Below are 20,119 nucleotides of genomic sequence, written 5' to 3'. Positions count from 1 at the left end.
TTCAGTCCTGATCAACAGTAAAGGCGGGCGCGGCACCGGATCCGGCACCGTCCGCAGACGTCCGGTCGAGCCGCGCAAACCTCGGCTCGTCGCCAAGGTTCTCGGATAGGTCATCGATCACGTCGATATCGGGAAGAAGCGGCGCGATATCGGGAAGATCCGACAGTGACGTCAGCCCGAGCCGCTCCAGGAACAGCTCGGTGGTGCGGAACATCACGGCACCGGACTCGTCATCGGTGCCGGCCTCGGCGATCAGCCCGCGCATCAGCAGCGTCCGCATCACGGCATCGACGTTCACACCGCGAACGGCACTGACGCGCGATCGCGTCACCGGCTGCCGGTAGGCCACCACGGCAAGGGTCTCCAGCGCCGCTCGGGTCAACTTCGAACGTGCACCGTCCAGCAGCAGCTTCTCCACGTAGGGGGCGTACTGGGCGCGGGTGTACATGCGCCAGCCATCTGCGGTCTCACGCAGGTCGATACCGCTCGTGCGGTCAGTCAGGATCTCGGAAATCCGTTGCAGCGCTTCGGCTACACGATCCAGCGGCTGCGCGACGACGGTGGCCACCGCGGCCGCACTGATGGGTGTATCCACCACCAGCAACAGCGCTTCGAGAGTGCTGCTGAGTTCCTCATCGGTCATCGGGACGAACTCGTCCGATTCCTCCAGGAGGGGTTCTGCTGAGGGGTCGAGCTCGGTGGACTCCTCCGACCCCTCGACAGAGGTCGTCTGCTCACTCATGTGTAGTCCACTGCCTTTTCTAGATCATCCTGCGCCGGGCGCTCACCGGTCCATGAAACTTGGAGCGGTCCAAGCGGTTCGGATTGCTCGAATAGTACCGCCTTGGAGCGGTAGAGCTCGAGGACGCCCAGGAAACGGGCCACGATCTCAATGGGCACCGTGCACTCGGCCACCAACTCGGTAAAGGTCATCCACTGCCCCGCGCCGCGTTCGGCCAGCAGTTCAACCATCCGTTTGGCGTGCTCAGGCACCGAAACGCGGGGAATATGCAGATGGCTGAGGCCCACCGTCGGCACCGGCCGCGGCGTAAACGCACTGGCCGCGAGCTGGGCGAATTGGTCGCCATCGAGTCCCAGGTGCACCGGCGGCAACAACTCGCTGAACCGCTCCTCCAACGCCACCGCACGCGGATATGAACGCAGCGCGGCGGCCTCCAGTTCGGCGAACATCTCCGCCACGTGCTTGAAGGCCCGGTACTGCAGCAGCCGCGCGAACAGCAGGTCCCGGATCTCCAGGAGAGCCAGGTCGTCGGCGTCGTCCACCTGGCCCGACGGCAGTAACCGCGCCGCCTTGAGGTCCAGCAGTGTGGCCGCCACCACCAGGAACGCGGTGACCTCGTCCAGGCTGTAGGTATCGCCCAGCGACTTGGTGTACGCGATGAACTCGTCGGTCACCTGATGTAGCGACACCTCGGTGACATCGAGCCGATGCTGCGAAATCAGTTGCAGCAGAAGGTCAAACGGACCCTCAAAGTTTGTGAGACGAATCCGGAAACCGTGCGTTTCGGACGCAGCCGCCTCCGGGGCCGCGGAACCGGGCTCAGCAGAGGTCTCGACCGGATGAGACACAGCCAGCTCTTCCGGTACCTCAACCGTCACGATTCGAACCGGTCGATTACCTCGCGAGCCAACGAGATATACGCCTGGGCACCGGAGGATTTGGGCGCCCACGTGGTGATGGGCTCTCCCGCCACACTGGTCTCCGGGAAGCGGACGGTGCGGGTGATGACAGTGTGGAAGACCTGGTCACCGAACACCTCGATGACCCGGGCCATCACCTCGCGCGCGTGCAGGGTGCGGGCATCGAACATGGTGATGACGATTCCGGACACCGACAGCTTCGGGTTGAGCCGGTCGCGCACCTTGGCGACGGTGTCGGTGAGCAACGCCAGCCCGCGCAGCGAGAAGAACGCGCATTCCATCGGGATGACGACACCCTCGGAACAGGCCAGCGCGTTCACCGTCAGCAGGCCCAGCGACGGCTGGCAGTCGATCAGCACGTAGTCGTAGCGGTCGAGCACCGGGTGCAGCGCACGGGCCAGCGAGTGTTCCCGGCCCACCTCGTTGACCAGCTGAATCTCGGCCGCGGACAGGTCGATATTGCTGGGAATCAGGTCCAGGCCGTCGACCCGGGTACGCATGAGGACATCGTCCACCGATACCCGTGGCTCGACCAGCAGGTTGTGCACCGTGGTCTCCAGCTCGTGGTGCGCGATACCCAGACCTGCGGACAGCGCCCCCTGCGGGTCCAGGTCCACCAGCAGAACGCGCCGGCCGTACCCTGCCAGCGCGGCGCCCAGATTGATGGTGGACGTGGTCTTACCCACCCCACCCTTCTGGTTGCACATCGCGATGACCTTCGCCGGTCCATGGCTGGTCAGCGGCTTTGGTTCGGGAATGTCTTTGTGTGGACGACCGGTCAGGTCAAGGTCGCCGTCTTCGGCGGGAAAGTCGGAGTCAAGACTGGAGTCCGTCACGTCACCTCCCGGTCATCTGTTCGACCCTCTTCGCACCAGCGGCTCATCGAAGGCATTCGCGCAAGTCTAGTGGGGTTGCGGCGTGCGGTAGCGGCAACCCGCGCATGGAGTCGGCACTATCGGGCGCGGGGATGTGCACCAGCCCACACTTCGCGCAGCGAACTGACGGTGACCAGCGTGTAGATCTGTGTCGTCGTGACCGAGGCATGGCCGAGCAGCTCCTGCACGACGCGAACGTCGGCACCGCCTTCCAGAAGGTGCGTCGCAAAGGAGTGCCGCAGCGTGTGCGGCGATACGGCCGCGCTGATCTTGGCGCGTTCGGCGGCATCGGCAAGTACCTGCCAGGCGCTTTGACGTGAGAGCCGTCCGCCCCTCGAGTTCAGGAACAGGGCGGGCACACCCCCGCGCCCTCGTCGCGCCAGGTCCGGACGGCCACGCACCAGGTACGCCTGGAGCGCTTCCACCGCGGGGCGCCCCACGGGCACCAGCCGTTGCTTGCCGCCCTTGCCCCAGAGCAATGCCGAGCGGGCCTGAACGTCGACATCGTCGACATCGAGCCCCACCGCCTCGGAGATCCGGGCGCCGGTCGAATACAGCAGCTCCAGCAGTGCACGGTTACGCAGATCGAGCGGGCCGTCCGTGGCGGCTCCGCCCGCGGCGGCCAACAGCGCCTCGACTTGGTCGACGGTGAGGCTTTTGGGCAGCCGCCGGTTGGGGGTCGGCGGTTTGACGGCGCGGGCGACGTCCGTCGGTACCAGCCCTTCGATGGCCGCGAACCGATGCAGCCCACGCACGGCGATCAACGCGCGCGCGGCCGAGGACGCGGACAGCTCGGGCACGCCATGCTCGGGGTCACCCCGGCGCAGCGTCACCACGAAATCGCTGACATCGGGTTCGGACACGTCGGCGAGACGGTCGATTTTGCGGTCGGCGAGATGCTGCTGATAGCGGCGCAGATCGCGACGGTATGAGCTCAGTGTGTTCGCGGCGACGCCGCGTTCCACGTCGAGGTGATCCAGATAGGACTGGATCTCACCGTCTAGGAGCGGGACCGCCACCGTCACATTCGGGCCTTACGTTCCGCGAAGGCCGTAGGCCGGTCGGGCCAGGGGGCGTCCGAGGCGCGGGTGTGGTGACCAGAGAGGGCCACATGTGCGGCCAGAATGCCCGCCGCGGCAATAGCATTCACGATTTCACCGGCGAGCACCATGGACACCGCCTCAGCCAGCGGCACCCAGTGCACCGTCATGTCGGCCTCTTCGTCATGACTTTCACCGCGTCCCGGATGTGACAGCCCAGTGGCCAGAAAGACCCTGACCACCTCGTCGGTGAACCCGGGTGAAGCGGCGGCGTCCACGAGCACCCGCCAGGTGGTGGCCTCGACGCCTGCCTCTTCCTGCAGCTCGCGCGCGGCGGCCAGCTGGGTGTCCTCCCCTGCGATGTCCAGCAGGCCGGCGGGCAGTTCCCATAGCCGGTGCCCGAGCGGATGGCGGTACTGATGCACCAGTGCGACCCGCCCCACCTCATCCACCGCGGCGACCGCGACGGCCCCGTAGTGCTCGACGACCTCTCGGGTCGCACTTCCGCCGCCGGGCATCGCGACACGGTCGCGGCGCAACGCCAGAATGCCGCCCACGTACATGGGCTCGGACTCCAGGGTGACGAACTCGTGGCGTTCGCCCTCCCCGGAGGCCCCGCTACTCACTGTCAGGATCCAACGGAAGACGCTCGGCCGCTTTGTATTCCATTGCTGCGCGGATGAACGCGACGAACAACGGATGTGGGCGGGTGGGACGGCTCTTGAGTTCGGGGTGGGCCTGGGTGGCGACCGCGAACGGATGGACGTCCCTCGGGTACTCGACGAACTCCACCAGGTGCCCGTCCGGCGATGTGCCGGAGAAGCGCAGGCCGCTTTCGGCGATCTTGTCCCGGTAGGGGTTGTTCACCTCGTAACGATGCCGGTGCCGCTCGGATACCTCAGTCGTTCCGTACGCCTCGGCGACGATCGAGTCGGCTTCCAGGATCGCGGGGTAGGCACCCAGGCGCATCGTTCCGCCCAGATCCGCCTCACCGGCGACTGCCCGCACCTGATCGGCCATGGTGGCGATCACCGGACTCGGGGTTTCGGGATCGAACTCGGCCGAGTTGGCGTCGGCCAGGCCCGCCGAGCGTGCCGCCTCGATCACCATGCACTGCAACCCCAGACACAGGCCCAGCATCGGGATACGCCGCTTGCGGGCGTAGCGGATGGCGCCGAGCTTGCCCTCGATGCCGCGGATGCCGAAACCACCGGGGATCAGCACGCCGTCGACATCGCCGAGCGCGGACTGCGCACCGGCCTCTGTCTCGCAGTCGTCCGAAGGCACCCACTTGATGTCGACCTTCGTGCGGTGCCGGAATCCTCCGGCGCGCAGCGCCTCGGTGACCGACAGATACGCGTCGGGCAGATCGATGTACTTGCCCACCAAGGCGATTCGTACGGTTTCGCTGGGCTCGTGGACGCGCTGCAGCAGATCGCCCCACTCGGTCCAATCGACGTCGCGGAAGGGCAGGTTCAGCCGGCGCACCACATAAGCGTCGAGTTCCTCGCGATGCAGCACCTTCGGGATGTCGTAGATGGACGGGGCGTCCGGCGTGGAGATGACACCGTCGACGTCGACATCGCACATGAGCGCGATTTTGTTCTTGAGGGGTTCGGGCACCTCCCGGTCGCAGCGCAGGATCAGCGCGTCGGGGGTGATGCCGATGCTGCGCAGCGCGGCGACCGAGTGCTGCGTGGGCTTGGTCTTGAGCTCGCCGGACGGCTTCAAGTACGGCACCAGGGACACGTGCAGGAAGAAGACGTTGTCGCGGCCGACGTCGTGCCGGATCTGGCGCGCGGCCTCCAGGAACGGCTGCGACTCGATGTCGCCGACCGTGCCGCCGATCTCGGTGATGACGATGTCGGGCCGCTGCCCCTTTTCGTTGGGTTCGGCCATGGCCAGAATGCGGCTCTTGATCTCATCGGTGATGTGCGGGATCACCTGCACGGTGTCGCCGAGGTACTCGCCACGTCGCTCTTTGGCGATGACGGACGAATAAACCTGCCCCGTAGTGACATTCGCCGACCCGGACAGGTCGCGGTCCAGAAAGCGCTCGTAGTGCCCGACATCGAGATCGGTCTCGGCACCATCCTCGGTCACGAAAACCTCGCCGTGCTGGAACGGGTTCATGGTGCCCGGATCCACGTTCAGGTACGGATCGAGCTTCTGCATGGTCACCTGCAAACCACGTGACGTGAGAAGTTGCCCGAGGCTGGAGGCGGTCAGTCCCTTGCCCAGCGAGGACGCCACACCGCCGCTGACGAAGAGGTGCCTGGTGGCGGATTGAGGATGCTTGCGTAAACCTGCCAACTTGGCTCCCGTGACGACTGCGCAGGGCAATTCTGACTAGCTCGGGGCCCTGCTGACCCACGGAACCTCACCCTAACAAACACGCCGACAACCCGCGCTGAACACGCCGTGCGGTGTGGGCTAGATCCCCTTTTCGGATCTTCTACGGCACCGTGATGGAGGTAGCTCCCGGCCCCAGCCCATACCGGCCCGAGCGGCCATCGGACTGTTCCCGCAGCGCCAGGATGGTGGTGATGCGGCCCGAGGCCATCTCGATGTCGTCGACGGTGCTCGCCGCGGAGGCCATGGAGCTGTCGGCCCGGGTCACGGCAATCGCCGCGATGCCGTCGGCCGAGCCGCTGCGTCCGGCGAGCACGGCGCCGGAACCGCGCCGATCCAGCGCGGCGGCGAATCGCGCGACGGTGGAACCCTTGTTTCCGGCGTCGTTGGGCAGCGCTCCCCCGGTCACGATCACCGCGAGGTTCCCCGCCGACACCTGTCCGTCGGTGTAGGTGATGAATCCGCTCTGCCGCAGTGCCGACAGGGCGATGTCGCGCTGCTCATCGGTCACCGGTGGTGCCGGATCTTTCGGGACCTGCAGCACAATGCCCACCAGGTCACCTGCCTGTGAGCCCTGATCGACGACATCGGTACGCAGCGCGGTGCCGGCGGGCAGGATCGACGAGTTCACGATGGTGCGCAGCCGTTCGCCCTGATTGGCGTCGGTGAACTGATCGGTCAACCCGATCCGGCCCGATACCGATCCGCCCGCGGTGGCTATCAGCTGCGCGATGCCGTCGACATCGGCGCGGTCGGCCTCCGGGGTGGTGATCAGCACGACCTTGCGATCGCCCAGGGCGCCAGAGACCATTCGGGGTGCCATGGTGGCATCGAAGTTGCTTGCCGCGTTGAGCTTCTCGTTGAGGGCGTTCTTGTCCTGATTCAGGTCCTCGATCTGCCGCTGCTGGGTGCGCTTGTCGTCGCGCAGACCGGAAAGCAGGGTGTCGTTGAGCAGACCGGAACCGAGTATGACGCCCACCGCGAGTGCGAGGAAAACCGCAGCGAGGGATATTGCGTGCTGGCGCAGGGTAATCACGGGTGACTCAGCTGACCAGGTTCTGCACCCAGACGATCAACCGGTTCCAATACGCGAGCAGCCATTCCGCGGCGCTGTCGCCCGCGCTGGTGACCCAGAGCATGGTGATCACGGCAACCAGCACCGCGAGGATCAGCAAGGCGATGGCCCCACCGGAGAACCGGTTGCGGTACAGCGTCGCAACGGCTTTGGAGTCGACGAGTTTGGCGCCGACCTTGAGCCGGGTCAGGAATGTCGACGGATTAGATTGCTGCCGTTCGCGATCGAAGAACTCCTCGATGGATGCGGTGTGGCCCACGGTGACGATCAACGATGCTCCGTGATGGTCGGCCAGCAGCAGCGCCAGGTCCGCCGCCGAACCCGCGGCCGGGAAGGTGACCGCACCGACTCCCAGGTCCTGGATGCGCTCGAGCCCGGCGGCGTGCCCGTCGGCGTCGGCGGGAAGCACCACCTGCGCACCGGATTTCAGGACATCGTTGCTCATCAACAACGGGTCGCCCACCACGATGAGCGGCCGGTACCCGGCCTTGCGCAGGATGTCCGCGCCGCCCCCGACTCCGATGAGAACCGGCTGGTACTCCTTGATGAAAGGCTTGAGGTTCTTCAGGTCATACACCGCACCCGCGCCGTCGGACACCACGATGACGTGCCGGTTGCGCAGGTCGACATCGACGTCCGGGATGCCGATGCCGTCGATCAGCAGCGGGCTCTCGCTGCGGATGAATTCGATGGTGTTGCCGGAGAAGGCCTCCAGGTGTGCGACCAATCCGGTCTTCGCCTCGGTCATGAGGTCGTGCACGTCCGCATCGGTGCGCGGAGTTCCCGCGATCAGACGGCGATCGCCGTTGTAGATGCCGCCGTTGTGCACGCGAACGGTGGAGCCGTCCTTGACCTTTTTGAAGACCTCGGGTCCGATGCTGTCGATAAGGATGATGCCGTTGGCGACGAGCACCTCGGGTCCCAGATTCGGGTACCGGCCGGAGATCGACGGCGAAGCGTTGACGACGGCACTCACCCGGGCGTCGACCAGAGCATCGGCCGTGATGCGATCCAGATCGAGGATGTCGATGACGGCGATGTCACCCGGATTGAGGCGTTGCAGCAGCCTGTTGATGTCCCTGTCGGTACGCACTGTTCCGACGATGCCGGGCCTGGAGCTGCTGCTTCGCGTGAGCATCGTGGTCAAGTTCATGAAGGTGATCATGACGCGATGGGCCGTCGAGCCTGTGGAGGCGCGCCGTAACACCTGTCACATTAGTCACTCCAGTACCGCTGATTTTCTGCGGGTCGTGTCCTGTGATTGTTTGCGGGAAGGGAGCCTTAGCCCCGCTCGGAGCGGGCCGCGTCGAGCAACTCGCGGGCATGCGCCCGGCCGGTGTCGGAGTCGCCGAGACCGGCGAGCATACGGGCCAGCTCGGCGACCCGGTCCTCATCATCCAGACGGCGCACACCGCTGCCCTTGCTGTTCACCCGGTCTACCGTGAGGTGGATATCGGCGAAGGCCGCGACCTGCGGCAGGTGCGTCACCACGATCACCTGATGCGTGTGGGCCAGCTTGGCCAACCGTCGACCGATCTGCACGGCCGCACGGCCACCCACCCCAGCATCGACCTCGTCGAACACCATGGTGGTGCCGACGGTCGAGGCGGCCAGCACCACTTCGAGGGCCAGCATCACGCGGGAGAGCTCACCCCCGGATGCGCTCTTGGCCAGCGGCAGAAGCGGGTTGTCGCGATGGGCGGCGAATCCGAATTCGACGGCATCGGTACCCGCTGATCCCGCGTGCACGGTCTGCCCGGACGGCAGCACCAACGGCGCCGAGTCATCGGCCCGGGCCGCGATGGGCTCCACGGCGATGGTGAACACCGCACGGTCCATCGCCAGGCCGGCCAGCTCGGCGGTGACGGCCTTACCGAGCGCCTTCGCGGCCTTCGTGCGCGCCTTACTCAGAGCCGTTGCCGCGACAGCCAGTTCACCGGCGAGCCGATCCACACGGGTAGCGATGGCGTTAAGCGTCTCCTCGGAGGTGTCGACCTCGGCCAGCCTGCCGCGGGCCTCCTGCGCCCAGGCGATCACCCCGCCCAGGTCGGCGGCGTACTTGCGGGTCAACGTACGCAGCAGCCCCTGGCGTGCCAGCTTCTCTTCGAGTGTGCTTGCATCGCTAGGTAATTCGTCGGTGAACGCGGTCAACTCGCGGGCGACGTCGCTGACCACCGCAAGCGCCTCGGCCAATTGTGGCGCCAGGGCTTGCAGGGCCGCGTCATCGGTGGCTTCCAGCAGACCTTTGGCCTTCGCGATGCGGTCGATCGCCGAATCCGAATCGTCATCGCCGCCGTCCGAGTCCGTACCCGCCAACGCACCACGTGCCGAGCCGGCCGCATCGCGCAGCGCATCGAGTTCGGACAGGCGATGGATGTCGGCGGTGAGCTGGTCGTCCTCACCCGGCTTGGGATCGACGGTGTCGATCTCGTTGAGCGCGAACCCGAGTCGATCGGCCTCCTGCGCGAGCTCACGCGCCCGGTTGGTGCGGTCGATCAGGTCGCGCCGCGCGGTGAGCCACTCCTCGCGCAGCTTGCGATAGGTGGTGAGCAGCGCCTCGATGCTGCCCGGCCCTTCCGAGGCGAACCTGTCCAGCGCGGCGAGCTGCTGCTCCGGGCGCATCAGCCGCAGCTGGTCGTTCTGCCCGTGCACCGTGAGCAGTCCAGCGGTGAAGCTGGCCAGCGATTTGGCGGGCACACTGCGTCCACCCAGATATGCGCGTGAACGCCCGTCGGAGGTCACCGAACGCGCGGCGATCACGCTACCGTCGTCATCCCGTTGCGCCCCTGAGGAATCCAGGATCTCGGTAACGTCGGCTGGTTCGGCGCCCAGCGGATCGGTCGTGAGAAACCGGCCCTCCACTACGGCGCGATCGGCGCCCGCCCGCACCCGATTGGCGTCGGCGCGGGCACCACCGAGCAGATGCAGACTCGTGACCACCATGGTCTTGCCGGCTCCGGTCTCACCGGTCAGCACGGTCAAACCACTGTCGAACTCTGCGGTCGCAGCGGGTATCGCGCCAAGGGACTCGATGCGAATCTCGGTGAGCACGATTACCTTCCCCGCCAGCCCTTGACGGGCAACTGGAACTTGCGGACGATCCGGTCCGCGAAAGGCTTGCTGTCCAGGCGTGCCCACAGCACCGGCTGATGACCGCGCACCACCTCGACGCGTCCTCCCGGTGGCACTCTGATCTCTCGACGTCCATCGCAGAACAGGAGCGCGTCATGCCCATCGGCTTCGATCTCGACGGCGACGGTGGACGCGGGACTGATCACCATGGGCCGGGCGAACAAGGCATGAGCGTTGTTGGGCACCACGAGGATTGCGTCCAGATCCGGCCAGACGACCGGTCCGCCCGCCGAGAAGGCGTAAGCCGTTGAACCGGTCGGCGTCGAGACCAGCACTCCGTCGCATCCGAAGGCGGAGACCGGACGGGCATCCACCTCCAGCACCACGCCGAGCACACCCAGCCGGGGGCCCTTTTCGATACTGACCTCGTTGAGCGCCCAGCCACGCTCGACAACCTCGCCGCCAATGCGAACCAGGACGTCCAGCGTCATCCGGGTCTCGACGCGGTAGGTGCCCTCAACCACATGCGTGAGCACGGCATCGAGCGCCTCGGCCTCGACCTCGGCGAGAAACCCGATGCGGCCCAGGTTGACTCCGAGCACCGGCGCGGTCGCACTACGTGCCAGATCCGCGGCCCGCAGAAAAGTGCCGTCCCCGCCCAGTACCAGCACCAGTTCACACCCGGTGGCGGCATTCTCATCCGCGTCGACAACCTCGACATCGACACCGAGGGAGCGGAATTCGGTGGGGTCCAAATGGACGGGGCCACGATCGATGGCCTCAGCGGACAACACCCGCAAGGCGATACCGTTCTCGCCCAGCGTTTTCGCGACACGCTGGGCAGTCTCGGTAACCTCATCGCGCCCGGTGTGCGCGACGAGCAGAATCTTGCGTTCGCTCATTACTGGGGTCCCCTCGATACTGCATCGGCGACTGCTGTTTCGATATCCAGGCCGGAATCTGTGTTCCGCAGCCAGAGAAAGTATTCGACGTTTCCGGACGGTCCGGGCAGTGGGCTGGCCGTCACGCCAGCGGTATGCCAACCCTGCGTCCTGGCGCGGCGGGCGACAGAGACCACGGCATCGATGCGTAGTTGTGGGTCACGCACCACGCCTCCCGCGCCGACGAGTTCCTTACCTACCTCGAACTGAGGTTTGACCATGGGCACGATATCGGCATCATCTGTGGCACAAGCGATCAGCGCATCGAGTACCAGTCCGAGCGATATGAAGGACAGGTCGGCCACGATCAGTTGTGCCGACCCGCCGATCAGCTCGGGTGTCAGGGTGCGCACGTTGGTGCGGTCCAGCACGGTGACCCGGTCGTCGGACTGCAAGGCCCAGGCCAGTTGCCCATACCCGACGTCGGCGGCAACAACTTCACGAGCACCTGAACGCAACAGCACCTCGGTGAAACCGCCCGTCGAGGCACCGGCATCCAGACAGCGCTTGTCCTCGACGGAAAGTCCCTGTGGGCCAAAGACGTCAAGCGCCCCCAGAAGTTTGTGGGCACCACGCGAGACCCACTTGTCCTCGGCCTCCCCCTGCACCACAAGCGAAGCCGTCGCAGGCACGGCTGTTGCGGCTTTCGCGGCGGGTATGCCGTCGATACGCACGCGTCCCGCGTCGATCAGCTCAGCCGCCTGCTGTCGCGACCGCGCGAGCCCGCGGCGCACCAACTCGGCGTCGACCCTGGCGTGCCGGGCCATGACTATCCCTGCTCCGCGGATTCCAGCGCTCGGACCAACACGTCATGTGCCTGTTCCAGGACCTGGGCTTGGGTTTCGAGATCCAGCTCGGCGTCGGTTTCGCCCAGGCCGGCAGGCGGGTCGAGCTGACCCAGCAGCGCCTGCACCTGGGACCTGACCTCATCAGGATCAGGTCCGGCAGCGTGACGGGCGACATCGTTCGGGGTGGTCATCGCGCTCAAGGCTAGTGGATCGCCCCCGAGCGGCAGGGGCGACGACACACTATCCGGCAGAAAGCCCCTGCAAGGCCTGTTCCGCCAGGTCATCGGTGGACACGATGGGCCTGATCGCCGGGGCTGAGCCTGTTGCCCACACCGCGGCCGCCAGTGACTGTGCCAGCGACAGGGGTGTTCCGGCGTCGTCGACGGCGCCAACCGACACATGGCCGGTATCCACCGTTACCCGCCATGACGGCTTCGGCTCGATACGTACTTCGGTCTGCGGGAGGTGCAATGCACCCAGATCGGTCCCCAGGAAGGTGGGTCGGTGCGAGGTGTGCGCCCAGATCGCATCGACGGCACTGTTGACGCCGGTGAGCACCATAAGGCTGGGTAAGTCCGCGGCATTGGCTCCGGAGATATCGGTATCGAGACGGTCGCCGACGACGAGCGGCCGTGCGAAGCTTCCGCGTGCCAGTGCGTCCTCGATGAGTGCACGTCCCGGCTTGCCCGCCACGATCGGATTGGCGTCGGTGGCGGTGCGCAGCGCGGCGACCATGGACCCGTTTCCCGGCAGCAGACCACGTTCGGTCGGCAGCGTCGCGTCGACATTGGCCGCCACCCAATACGCGCCTGCCCGGATCGCGAGTGCCGCTTCGGCAAGGGTGGTCCAGCAAGTGTCCGGGGAGTGCCCCTGCACCACGGCACGTGGCGCCGCATCGAAGCTCCGCACCGGGGTGAGGCCAACGGCCGCAACCTCGGCGGCCAGCGCCTCGGTGCCGACCACGAGTACCGCATCGTCACGCTCAAGTGCCTCGGCGAGCAGTCTGGCCGCACTCTGCGCACTGGTGACAACGTCGCCGGGGGTGGCCATGAAACCCAGGGAGGTGAGGTGTTCGGCGACCTCGGGTGCGGACCGGCTGGCGTTGTTGGTGACGTACAGCTGTCGTGCATCGCCGGCGGCTGACAACGCGGCAATGGCATTCGGAGTGGGTTCGGAACCCCGGAACACCGTGCCGTCGAGATCCAGCAGCAGGCAGTCGTGGGCGCCGGCAAGTGTGTCAGGCAAGTTCGGCTGCCCGATCCTCGGCGTCCGTGTGGCCTTCGACATCGGCGTTGGCCGCGTGCAGGAACCATTGCACTGCTTCGGGTTTGCGATCCAGGGCCAGGAGGATGTCGGCGTAGGCGTAGAACAGCCGCGCCGCGACCACGCCGACACGCTTCGGATCGGGTGCGGGGGTCGACAGCACCGCCAACGCCTGATCAAGCTGTCCCATGTCGGCGCGCGCTCCGGCGGTCACAATGCGCAGTTCGTCGGCGGCATCGCCGGTAAGTGCCTTGGCCTCATCTCCGCGGGCAAGTTCGAGGGCACGTTCGGGCCGGCCCACTCCCCGTTCGCAATCGGCGATGAGGGCTAGCAGTGGCGAGCGGGTGCCCATGCGCTTGGCCGCGCGCAGTTCGGACAACGCCAGCGCCCAGTCCCCGCAGTGGTAGGCGGCGATACCGAGCGCTTCACGGACGCCCGCAATGCGGGCCGCACGGCTCTTGGCGGCCTTGGCGTGCTCCAGCGCCGCTTCCGGGTCTTCATCGAGCAGGTTGCCCGCCACGACCAGATGCCGGGCCACCGTGTCGGCGGTGTTCTTGTCGAGGCTGAGCAGCTCGGCGCGGACATCCGGCGCAAGCTGCTTGGCCTCGACCTCGTCAGGAATGTGTGGGCCGAAGTTTCGTGGCGCCTGGCGCTCATCCGTGCGCCGGGGCCCGGATCCCTGACTGCGCTGGGGGCGATCGCCGCTGCGCTCATCCGACCGGCGCGGACGTGCCGCACCGCCACCGCGGTCATCGCGCCGCGCGCCTGAATCGCGCGCGGGGCGACTCGGGCCTTGTTTTCTGGGCCCCTGCTGCCTGGGTCCTCGCTGGTCCACGGGCACCTCCTTTACAGCGCGAGTATGCCGGTAACAGGCCCTTCGCCGGAAATTCGGTGGCGATCCACGTGACCCATTACGCAGACTGAACGCCATGTCCGCTGGTCTGCGCGCAAGCGGCTCATCCATGGGCCATGTGCAGCTCGATGCCATCGGCTATCACCGCCCGGACGGCCGAGCGCTTCTCCACGATGTCAGCCTCCGGGTAGGCGAAGGCAGTAAAACCGCGCTGATCGGCCCCAATGGGACCGGCAAGACGACGTTGTTGCGCATCATCGCCGGCGACACCGATCCTCATGACGGGGCCATCACCCGGGGCGGGCAGCTCGGGGTGATGCGGCAATTCATCGGTTCCGTTCGTGACGACTCGACCGTCCGCGATCTGCTGTTGTCGGTGGCGCCGGATCGCATCAGAGTGGCCGCCGAACGTTTGGACCGCGCCGAGCTGGCACTCATGGAACGTGACAGCGAACGAGATCAGCTCACGTATGCCCAGGCGCTGGCCGACTGGGCGGATGTGGGCGGGTATGAATTCGAGACCGAATGTGACGTACACACCACTGCTGCCTTGGGAATTCCGTTCGAACTGGCCAGATTTCGCGGGGTCAACACGCTGTCGGGCGGGCAGCAGAAACGTCTGGTGCTCGAATCGCTGCTGCGCGGTCCGCACCAGGTGCTACTACTTGACGAGCCCGATAACTATCTGGATGTCTCGGCCAAGCACTGGCTCGAGGACAGGCTCGTGGAGTCGCCCAAGACCGTGCTGTTTGTCAGTCACGATCGCGAGCTGATCAATCACGCGGCGAGTCAGGTCGCCACCTTGGAACCCACCCGGGCCGGGTCCACACTGTGGGTGCACCCGGGGTCGTTCGCTACATACCATCAGGCGCGGGCCGACCGTAACGCCAAGCTCGCCGAGTTGCGTCGCCGCTGGGACGAACAGCGTTCGGCGCTACGCGATCTGGTGCTGATGTACCGGCAGAAGGCGGCGTACAACTCCGATATGGCCAGCCGGCTGCAAGCGGCCGAGACCCGGCTGCGCCGCTTCGATGAGGCAGGGCCACCCGAAGCGGTTCCACTGCGCCAGAACGTCCGCATGCGTCTTAGCGGCGGCCGCACCGCCAAGCGGGCCGTGATCGCGGAGAACCTCGAATTGAGCGGTCTGACAAAGCCATTCGACGCCGAATTGTGGTACGGCGATCGGGTCGCGGTCCTGGGCGGTAACGGCACCGGCAAGTCGCATTTCCTGCGCCTGCTGGCGTGCGGGGGCAGTGACCCCGAGCCGGATCAGTTGCCGGTGGGCGACATGATTCCCGAAGCCGTGCGCCACGACGGACGACTACGGCTGGGCGCGCGGGTACGTCCGGGGTGGTTCGCGCAGACACACCATCATGCGGGCCTGATGGAACGCACGCTGCTCGACATCCTGCATCACGGGGACGAACGGCGGGCCGGTCACGGTCGCGAGCAGGCCTCGCGGATCCTGGACCGCTACGGGCTCGCGCCGTCGGCCGAGCAGACCTTCGGCTCGCTCTCGGGTGGGCAACAGGGCCGGTTTCAGATCCTGCTGCTGGAGTTAATGGGGTCGACACTGCTGCTGCTCGACGAGCCGACTGACAACCTGGACCTACATTCGGCGGAGGCGCTCGAAGATGCGTTGGCAGCCTTCGACGGCACGGTCATCGCCGTCACCCACGATCGATGGTTCGCGCGGACCTTCACTCGCTTCCTCGTCTTCGGCGTGGACGGCAGGGTGAAGGAATCCGTTGAACCCCAATGGGTGTAGCGAAATCTACGACCCGCGTACCCGCTGCACCCCGGCGATATTGCGCTTTCCGCGGCGAAGCACCAGCCACCCACCGGTGAGGTAGTCGCCGTCACCGGGCGTCCACTCTTCGGCGTCCACTCTGGTGTTGTTGACGTAGACGCCACCCTCCTTGATGGTGCGGCGTGCGGCACCCTTGCTTTCCGAGAGTCCGCTGCTCACCAGCAGGTCCACGATGGTGTCGGGTTCCCCGTCGGCGAGCCGCGCAGGCTCACCGTTGCCGGCCTCGGTGAGCGCCGCGGTCAATGTGCCCTCGTCGAGCCGGTCCAACTCGCCCCGGCCGAACAATGCCCCACTGGCAAGTTCGACTGCCTGCGTGGCGCTTTCACCATGGACCAGGGTGGTCACCTCGGCGGCCAGACGACGCTGAGCGGCGCGCTCATGTGCCCGCTCGTCCGTTGCGGTCTCCAGCTCGGAGACTTCGTCGGCGGTCAGGAAGGTGAACCAGCGCAGGTACCGCACCACGTCGGCATCGGCGGTGTTGATGAAGTACTGGTACCAGGCGTACGGACTCGTCATCTCCGGATCGAGCCAGAGGTTGCCGCCCCCGGTGGACTTACCGAACTTGGTGCCGTCGGCCGCCGTCACCAACGGAACGGTCAGCGCGTGCACGGAGGCACCGTCGAGCTGGCGGGCCAGCCGGACGCCGGCGACGATGTTGCCCCATTGGTCCGAGCCGCCGATCTGCAACGAGCAGCCGTACTTTCGGTACAGCTGCACATAGTCATTGGCCTGCAACAGCATGTACGAGAATTCGGTGTAGGAGATGCCATCACCCTCCAGGCGCCGCCGGATGGTGTCCCGGTCGAGCATGACGTTCACCGAGAAGTGCTTGCCCAGATCGCGCAGGAACTCCAGGGCGGAGAGCTGACCGGTCCAGTCCAGGTTGTTCGCGACGATGGCCCCGGTGGGGCTGTCATTGAACTCGACGAAACGCTCCAATTGCCCGCGAATCCGATCAGCCCACTCGGCCACGGTGTCCGCACCATGCAGGCTGCGTTCGGAGGTGTCGCGCGGGTCGCCGATGAGACCCGTCGCCCCACCGGCCAGCACGATGGGGCGATGCCCGGCCCGCTGGAATCGGCTCAGGGTCAGCAGCGGCACCAGATGCCCGGCGTGCAGACTTGCGGCGGTGGGGTCGAATCCCCCATAGACGCTGATCGGCCCCTTCGCGATATCGGCCGCGAGGGTGTCGCGGTCGGTCGTCTGCGCGATGAGACCGCGCCAGGTCAGCTCGTCGAGAATGTTGGAAACCACGGCAACGATCATCCCTTATCGGGTTCAGCGTGCCGGATACCGCTCATCCGATCGTGGTCCCGCAGGCCTGCGGAGGTCATCTGCGACGGTCGCGATGACCTCCCGGAGTTCGAGCCGGTCCAGCCAATCCGGTGGCAGGCTCGGTGCGCCCCACATCGCACCGAGGAGGTTCCCCGTGATGGACCCGGTGGAATCGGAGTCACCGGAATGGTTCACCGACAACCGGATTCCGTCCTTGAAATCATGCGCACCGGCAGCCGCCCAGATACCGATGGCAAGTGCCTCCTCCCCGACCCACCCGCCACCGAGCGCAGAGGCGATCCGTTCCGGAGTCGGCCGCTCGTGCGCGGCGAGTTCGAGACTTCTGCGCAAGGCGCCGGATGTCTCCTCGTGCCCGGAATGTGCGGCGAGCACATCGAGCGCCATGCGCACCGATTCCGCCAGAGTCGCTGCGGCCGCCACTCGGTTGATGATCACCGCGAAAGCCCCGGCACTGAGATAACCGCTGGGATGTGAATGGGTGAGCGCGCCCAAATCAGCGGCCAGCTCGAACGCTCTGACGGGATCGGGCTCGGCAAGACCCACCGGTGCCGCGCGCATCACCGCCCCGCAACCCTTGGAGTTGTTCAGCAGGTGTGTGCGCGAACCCCGCTCGCGGACAGGTGAACTGGTGGATTCCAGCGCCGACAGACATGTCTTTCCGGGGGCACGCAGCGAGTGCAGCCCGGGGACGGTGACCAACCAGCCGTCGAGAACCTCGGCGGGCACCTGGCCACCCTGGGTGTGCAACCATCGCAGATAGGCGCGGTGGGCGATCTCGGCCGGCTCGGAATCAGGCGCACGACGCGCCCGGATGAGTGCTTCGGCCGTGAACAGCGTCATCTGCGTGTCGTCGGTGATGAGCAGCGGCTGCCCCGGTGGAGGTTCGGCAATGCCCCCGGGCCCGAACTGCAGCCGGATCTGGTCGATGGCGTCGAATTCGACGAGCCCGCCGAGGGCATCACCGAGCGCACCCCCGAGCAGTGCGGCGCCGCCCGGCTCCTCAGACGTCAATCGAGGCATATGGACCAGTATCCGGTTGCGGAGCGCGCGGACTGCGCCGGTACACGGATACCTCCGGATATCCGGGCAGCCAGAATCGCCATGGACGGTCCGCCGCCGTGCTGACACCCACGCGCGGCCCCGACTGGGCGTTCTGCTTGCGCCTCAACACGACCCGCACCGGGCTGGAAGCGGAGAAAACGTCGACGCCGTTGTCTTCGGGGGTGATCCCCAGCGCGGCGCCCAAATTTCCGGGGCCGCGAGCCAGACCCGCGTCGTTACGGGCGGTCGGGCGGCGCTGCCAGCCCAGAGGTGCCCCATCCACAATCGCCGCCGCCCGCATCAACACTCCGCCGGCGACACCGTCCGGACCACACACCACGTTGGCACACAGATGAATTCCATGACTTCGGTACACGTAGAGGTGACCGGCGGGCCCGAACATCACCCGGTTGCGAGGCGTCGGCCCGCGGAACGAGTGCGAGGCGGGATCGGGCCACGGCCCATCGGGTACACCCCCGTAGGCCTCAACCTCGACGATCACCGCGAGGACCCCACGCGATTCGATGGTGGCGCCGAGCAGGCGCACCGCGGCCTTGGCGGGATGGGTCCTCAGAATCGCGGCACTCACCCCACGATTGTCCTTGACAGCCGTGGCAGACAAGCCCATATTCATCCCATGGTGAGTTCATCCGTCGGTGAGTTAGCTAGCGCGGTGGCATCGGGTTTGTCCGCCGTCACGCTGCACCCCCGGACATCGTGACTCCCAAACGGCCGGGCCGTCGGCCAGGAACGAGCAGCGCCCGCGACGATATTCTCGCGAGCGCGCGAAAGTTGTTCTCGGCTAATGGAATCGATAAGACATCCATGCGATCCATCGCCTCTGATGCCGGTGTCGATCCCGCATTGATCCACCACTACTTCGGCACGAAGCTGGACCTTTTCCGCGAGGTGGTCCAGCTGCCGGTCGATCCGCAGGTGGTGCTGCAACCGCTGTGGGACATTCCTGTCGAGGAACTCGGAATCGCGATTCCGCGGCTCATCATCCCGTTCTGGGACTCGGAATTGGGCGCAAACGTGCTGGCACTGTTCCGGTCGGCACTCAGCGGCGCAGATGACGGCCTGGTTCGGGTCTTCTTCCGCGAGGTCCTGGTCAACATCATCGCCGAACGCGTGGACAGCCCGGCCGGGAGCGGAGCACTGCGTGCCGAGTTCGCGATCACGCAGATGGCCGGGATTCTGGTGGCGCGATACATCATGGAGGTTGAGCCGTTGGCCTCGCTGACGGCTGAGGAGATCGCCCTCGCCGTGGGACCGAACATTCAGCGGTATCTGACCGGCGAGCTACCGGTCTTCACTGGGTGAAGCGCTGGTGCTCCTCGTCGGTGACCTCGCGGGCCTCGTCGGGCAGGAGCACCGGGATGGAGTTCTCGATCCGGTAGGCCTTGCGCAGACGGGGGTTATAGAGAAGGCCGTCCGTTTCACCACCGATGAGCAGGAGTGCCCCGCGATCGATCGGGCAGACCAGGATGTCTAGAAGTGCAGCGTCAAGAGGCATGTCGGTGGTGTCAGCCCAGCGGGATGTTCTCGTTGAAGATCTGCTGGCCGCCGCCGCCGCTGACGCCGATACCCGGTCCGGGACTGACGTTCGGCGGTCCACCGTTCGGGTTGTTCGACCCGTTGGTGCCGCTGATGCCGATGTGAACGGGCTGCTGCGGCTTCTGCGCGGCCTTGAGGAACTGGGACTGGGTTGCGATGACCGACTTCAGGGTGTTGATCAGCGGCATCTGGCTAGGGCGTTTGTCCAGTGCGGCCTTGAGGGCGTCGTTCTGCGCCGAGCTGACCTGGGCGCCCCTGGCACGCAGCTGCAGTGAGGTGCGGACCAGGTTGGATACCTGCCCACCACTGGTTCCTGTGGAGTACTCGTGCGCGATGTCGTCCAATACGTCGGCGCTGGCCGTGCCGACACCGGGCCCGAACACCAGGGCTGCGGAGAGGCCGGCGGAGACCAGAGCTGTGCCAGCAAGGGCACGTAGGCGTGTCGGCATGACGAGTTCCTTCCGGTATCGCGGACGTCAGCCTAACAACAACCC

General features: G+C 66.3%; 20 protein-coding genes and 1 pseudogene. 2 read left to right on the top strand and 19 right to left on the bottom strand.

Annotated features, from left to right (window positions below; translation table 11 throughout):
* Position 1 precedes the first annotated feature (1 nt).
* The 14 genes and pseudogenes from scpB to RHO23_RS06960 all read right to left on the bottom strand — a co-directional run bounded on the left by scpB (position 2) and on the right by RHO23_RS06960 (position 13,690).
* Positions 2-742 (bottom strand): SMC-Scp complex subunit ScpB, encoded by a 741-nt coding sequence (gene scpB, locus RHO23_RS07025; protein ID WP_064408730.1) that lies wholly within the window; start codon positions 740-742, stop codon positions 2-4.
* Positions 739-1,596 carry a segregation and condensation protein A gene (locus RHO23_RS07020; RefSeq protein WP_406801100.1) on the bottom strand — a complete coding sequence of 286 codons (858 nt, stop codon included), beginning with the start codon at positions 1,594-1,596 and terminating at the stop codon, positions 739-741. The genes scpB and RHO23_RS07020 overlap by 4 nt, the downstream gene beginning before the upstream one ends.
* 20 nt (positions 1,597-1,616) lie before the next feature.
* On the bottom strand, positions 1,617-2,498 hold the full coding sequence (locus RHO23_RS07015; RefSeq protein WP_030098015.1) for a ParA family protein: 882 nt from the start codon (positions 2,496-2,498) through the stop codon (positions 1,617-1,619).
* 116 nt (positions 2,499-2,614) lie between these two features.
* Complete coding sequence (xerD, locus tag RHO23_RS07010; RefSeq protein ID WP_030098016.1) at positions 2,615-3,562, bottom strand: site-specific tyrosine recombinase XerD; 948 nt, start codon at positions 3,560-3,562, stop codon at positions 2,615-2,617.
* Entirely contained in the window at positions 3,559-4,203 is a 645-nt protein-coding gene (locus tag RHO23_RS07005) for an NUDIX domain-containing protein (RefSeq protein WP_078322678.1), read from the bottom strand. Before RHO23_RS07005 ends, xerD begins: the two co-directional genes overlap by 4 nt.
* Positions 4,204-4,210: 7 nt before the next feature.
* Positions 4,211-5,890: pseudogene (locus tag RHO23_RS07000) on the bottom strand (CTP synthase); the annotation flags it as partial.
* A 142-nt stretch (positions 5,891-6,032) separates the two neighbouring features.
* The gene (locus tag RHO23_RS06995) at positions 6,033-6,965 is read right to left on the bottom strand and encodes a copper transporter (RefSeq protein WP_030098019.1); all 933 of its coding nucleotides are present in this window, start codon (positions 6,963-6,965) and stop codon (positions 6,033-6,035) included.
* 7 nt (positions 6,966-6,972) lie between these two features.
* A complete protein-coding gene (gene steA / locus RHO23_RS06990; protein ID WP_423488851.1) occupies positions 6,973-8,157 on the bottom strand; it encodes a putative cytokinetic ring protein SteA in 1,185 nt (394 codons plus the stop codon).
* A gap of 128 nt (positions 8,158-8,285) precedes the next feature.
* The gene (recN, locus tag RHO23_RS06985) at positions 8,286-10,055 is read right to left on the bottom strand and encodes a DNA repair protein RecN (RefSeq protein WP_070921928.1); all 1,770 of its coding nucleotides are present in this window, start codon (positions 10,053-10,055) and stop codon (positions 8,286-8,288) included.
* Positions 10,056-10,057: 2 nt separating this feature from the next.
* Complete coding sequence (locus RHO23_RS06980) at positions 10,058-10,978, bottom strand: NAD kinase (protein WP_030098022.1); 921 nt, start codon at positions 10,976-10,978, stop codon at positions 10,058-10,060.
* Positions 10,978-11,784: a TlyA family RNA methyltransferase gene (locus RHO23_RS06975; RefSeq protein ID WP_064408727.1), complete on the bottom strand. Its 807-nt coding sequence runs from the start codon at positions 11,782-11,784 to the stop codon at positions 10,978-10,980. The genes RHO23_RS06980 and RHO23_RS06975 overlap by 1 nt, the downstream gene beginning before the upstream one ends.
* Before the next feature lie 2 nt (positions 11,785-11,786).
* Positions 11,787-11,996 carry a hypothetical protein gene (locus RHO23_RS06970; RefSeq protein WP_030098024.1) on the bottom strand — a complete coding sequence of 70 codons (210 nt, stop codon included), beginning with the start codon at positions 11,994-11,996 and terminating at the stop codon, positions 11,787-11,789.
* Between the two features lie 49 nt (positions 11,997-12,045).
* Positions 12,046-13,050 (bottom strand): HAD-IIA family hydrolase, encoded by a 1,005-nt coding sequence (locus tag RHO23_RS06965; RefSeq protein ID WP_081349353.1) that lies wholly within the window; start codon positions 13,048-13,050, stop codon positions 12,046-12,048.
* Entirely contained in the window at positions 13,043-13,690 is a 648-nt protein-coding gene (locus RHO23_RS06960; RefSeq protein WP_030098026.1) for a hypothetical protein, read from the bottom strand. Before RHO23_RS06960 ends, RHO23_RS06965 begins: the two co-directional genes overlap by 8 nt.
* 340 nt (positions 13,691-14,030) lie before the next feature.
* Between RHO23_RS06960 and RHO23_RS06955 the strand changes: the two genes are divergently transcribed.
* Positions 14,031-15,689: an ABC-F family ATP-binding cassette domain-containing protein gene (locus RHO23_RS06955; protein WP_070941141.1), complete on the top strand. Its 1,659-nt coding sequence runs from the start codon at positions 14,031-14,033 to the stop codon at positions 15,687-15,689.
* A 6-nt stretch (positions 15,690-15,695) separates the two neighbouring features.
* On the opposite strand, the gene tyrS is transcribed toward RHO23_RS06955, so the two are convergent.
* From tyrS to RHO23_RS06940, 3 genes are read right to left on the bottom strand one after another with little or no spacing between them, the layout of a single operon-like run.
* Complete coding sequence (tyrS, locus tag RHO23_RS06950) at positions 15,696-16,997, bottom strand: tyrosine--tRNA ligase (RefSeq protein WP_070940932.1); 1,302 nt, start codon at positions 16,995-16,997, stop codon at positions 15,696-15,698.
* 12 nt (positions 16,998-17,009) lie between these two features.
* The gene (locus tag RHO23_RS06945) at positions 17,010-18,047 is read right to left on the bottom strand and encodes an ADP-ribosylglycohydrolase family protein (protein ID WP_064410281.1); all 1,038 of its coding nucleotides are present in this window, start codon (positions 18,045-18,047) and stop codon (positions 17,010-17,012) included.
* Complete coding sequence (locus RHO23_RS06940) at positions 18,028-18,696, bottom strand: DNA-3-methyladenine glycosylase (RefSeq protein ID WP_070917766.1); 669 nt, start codon at positions 18,694-18,696, stop codon at positions 18,028-18,030. The genes RHO23_RS06945 and RHO23_RS06940 overlap by 20 nt, the downstream gene beginning before the upstream one ends.
* Positions 18,697-18,785: 89 nt before the next feature.
* On the opposite strand from RHO23_RS06940, the gene RHO23_RS06935 reads away from it, so the two are divergent.
* Complete coding sequence (locus RHO23_RS06935; protein ID WP_070917767.1) at positions 18,786-19,391, top strand: TetR family transcriptional regulator; 606 nt, start codon at positions 18,786-18,788, stop codon at positions 19,389-19,391.
* On the opposite strand, the gene RHO23_RS06930 is transcribed toward RHO23_RS06935, so the two are convergent.
* Complete coding sequence (locus RHO23_RS06930) at positions 19,381-19,584, bottom strand: Trm112 family protein (RefSeq protein ID WP_070917768.1); 204 nt, start codon at positions 19,582-19,584, stop codon at positions 19,381-19,383. The genes RHO23_RS06935 and RHO23_RS06930 overlap by 11 nt on opposite strands.
* Positions 19,585-19,594: 10 nt before the next feature.
* Positions 19,595-20,074, bottom strand: a complete 480-nt coding sequence (locus RHO23_RS06925) for a hypothetical protein (RefSeq protein WP_070940931.1) — start codon at positions 20,072-20,074, stop codon at positions 19,595-19,597.
* Positions 20,075-20,119: the final 45 nt, after the last annotated feature.

Source organism: Mycobacteroides sp. PCS013 (genome assembly GCF_049532645.1).
In the GTDB taxonomy this organism is placed as follows: domain Bacteria; phylum Actinomycetota; class Actinomycetes; order Mycobacteriales; family Mycobacteriaceae; genus Mycobacterium; species Mycobacterium gwanakae.
This window is presented reverse-complemented; position numbering and strand designations above follow the sequence as displayed.

Coding starts and splice junctions, on each gene's coding strand:
- steA (WP_423488851.1), bottom strand. CDS start 8,157: ATGAACTTGACCACGATGCTCACGCGAAGCAGCAGCTCCAGGCCCGGC.
- RHO23_RS06930 (WP_070917768.1), bottom strand. CDS start 19,584: ATGCCTCTTGACGCTGCACTTCTAGACATCCTGGTCTGCCCGATCGAT.
- RHO23_RS06925 (WP_070940931.1), bottom strand. CDS start 20,074: ATGCCGACACGCCTACGTGCCCTTGCTGGCACAGCTCTGGTCTCCGCC.
- RHO23_RS06940 (WP_070917766.1), bottom strand. CDS start 18,696: ATGGGCTTGTCTGCCACGGCTGTCAAGGACAATCGTGGGGTGAGTGCC.
- RHO23_RS06980 (WP_030098022.1), bottom strand. CDS start 10,978: ATGAGCGAACGCAAGATTCTGCTCGTCGCGCACACCGGGCGCGATGAG.
- RHO23_RS06955 (WP_070941141.1), top strand. CDS start 14,031: ATGGGCCATGTGCAGCTCGATGCCATCGGCTATCACCGCCCGGACGGC.
- tyrS (WP_070940932.1), bottom strand. CDS start 16,997: ATGATCGTTGCCGTGGTTTCCAACATTCTCGACGAGCTGACCTGGCGC.
- RHO23_RS06975 (WP_064408727.1), bottom strand. CDS start 11,784: ATGGCCCGGCACGCCAGGGTCGACGCCGAGTTGGTGCGCCGCGGGCTC.
- RHO23_RS06970 (WP_030098024.1), bottom strand. CDS start 11,996: ATGACCACCCCGAACGATGTCGCCCGTCACGCTGCCGGACCTGATCCT.
- RHO23_RS06945 (WP_064410281.1), bottom strand. CDS start 18,047: ATGCCTCGATTGACGTCTGAGGAGCCGGGCGGCGCCGCACTGCTCGGG.
- scpB (WP_064408730.1), bottom strand. CDS start 742: ATGAGTGAGCAGACGACCTCTGTCGAGGGGTCGGAGGAGTCCACCGAG.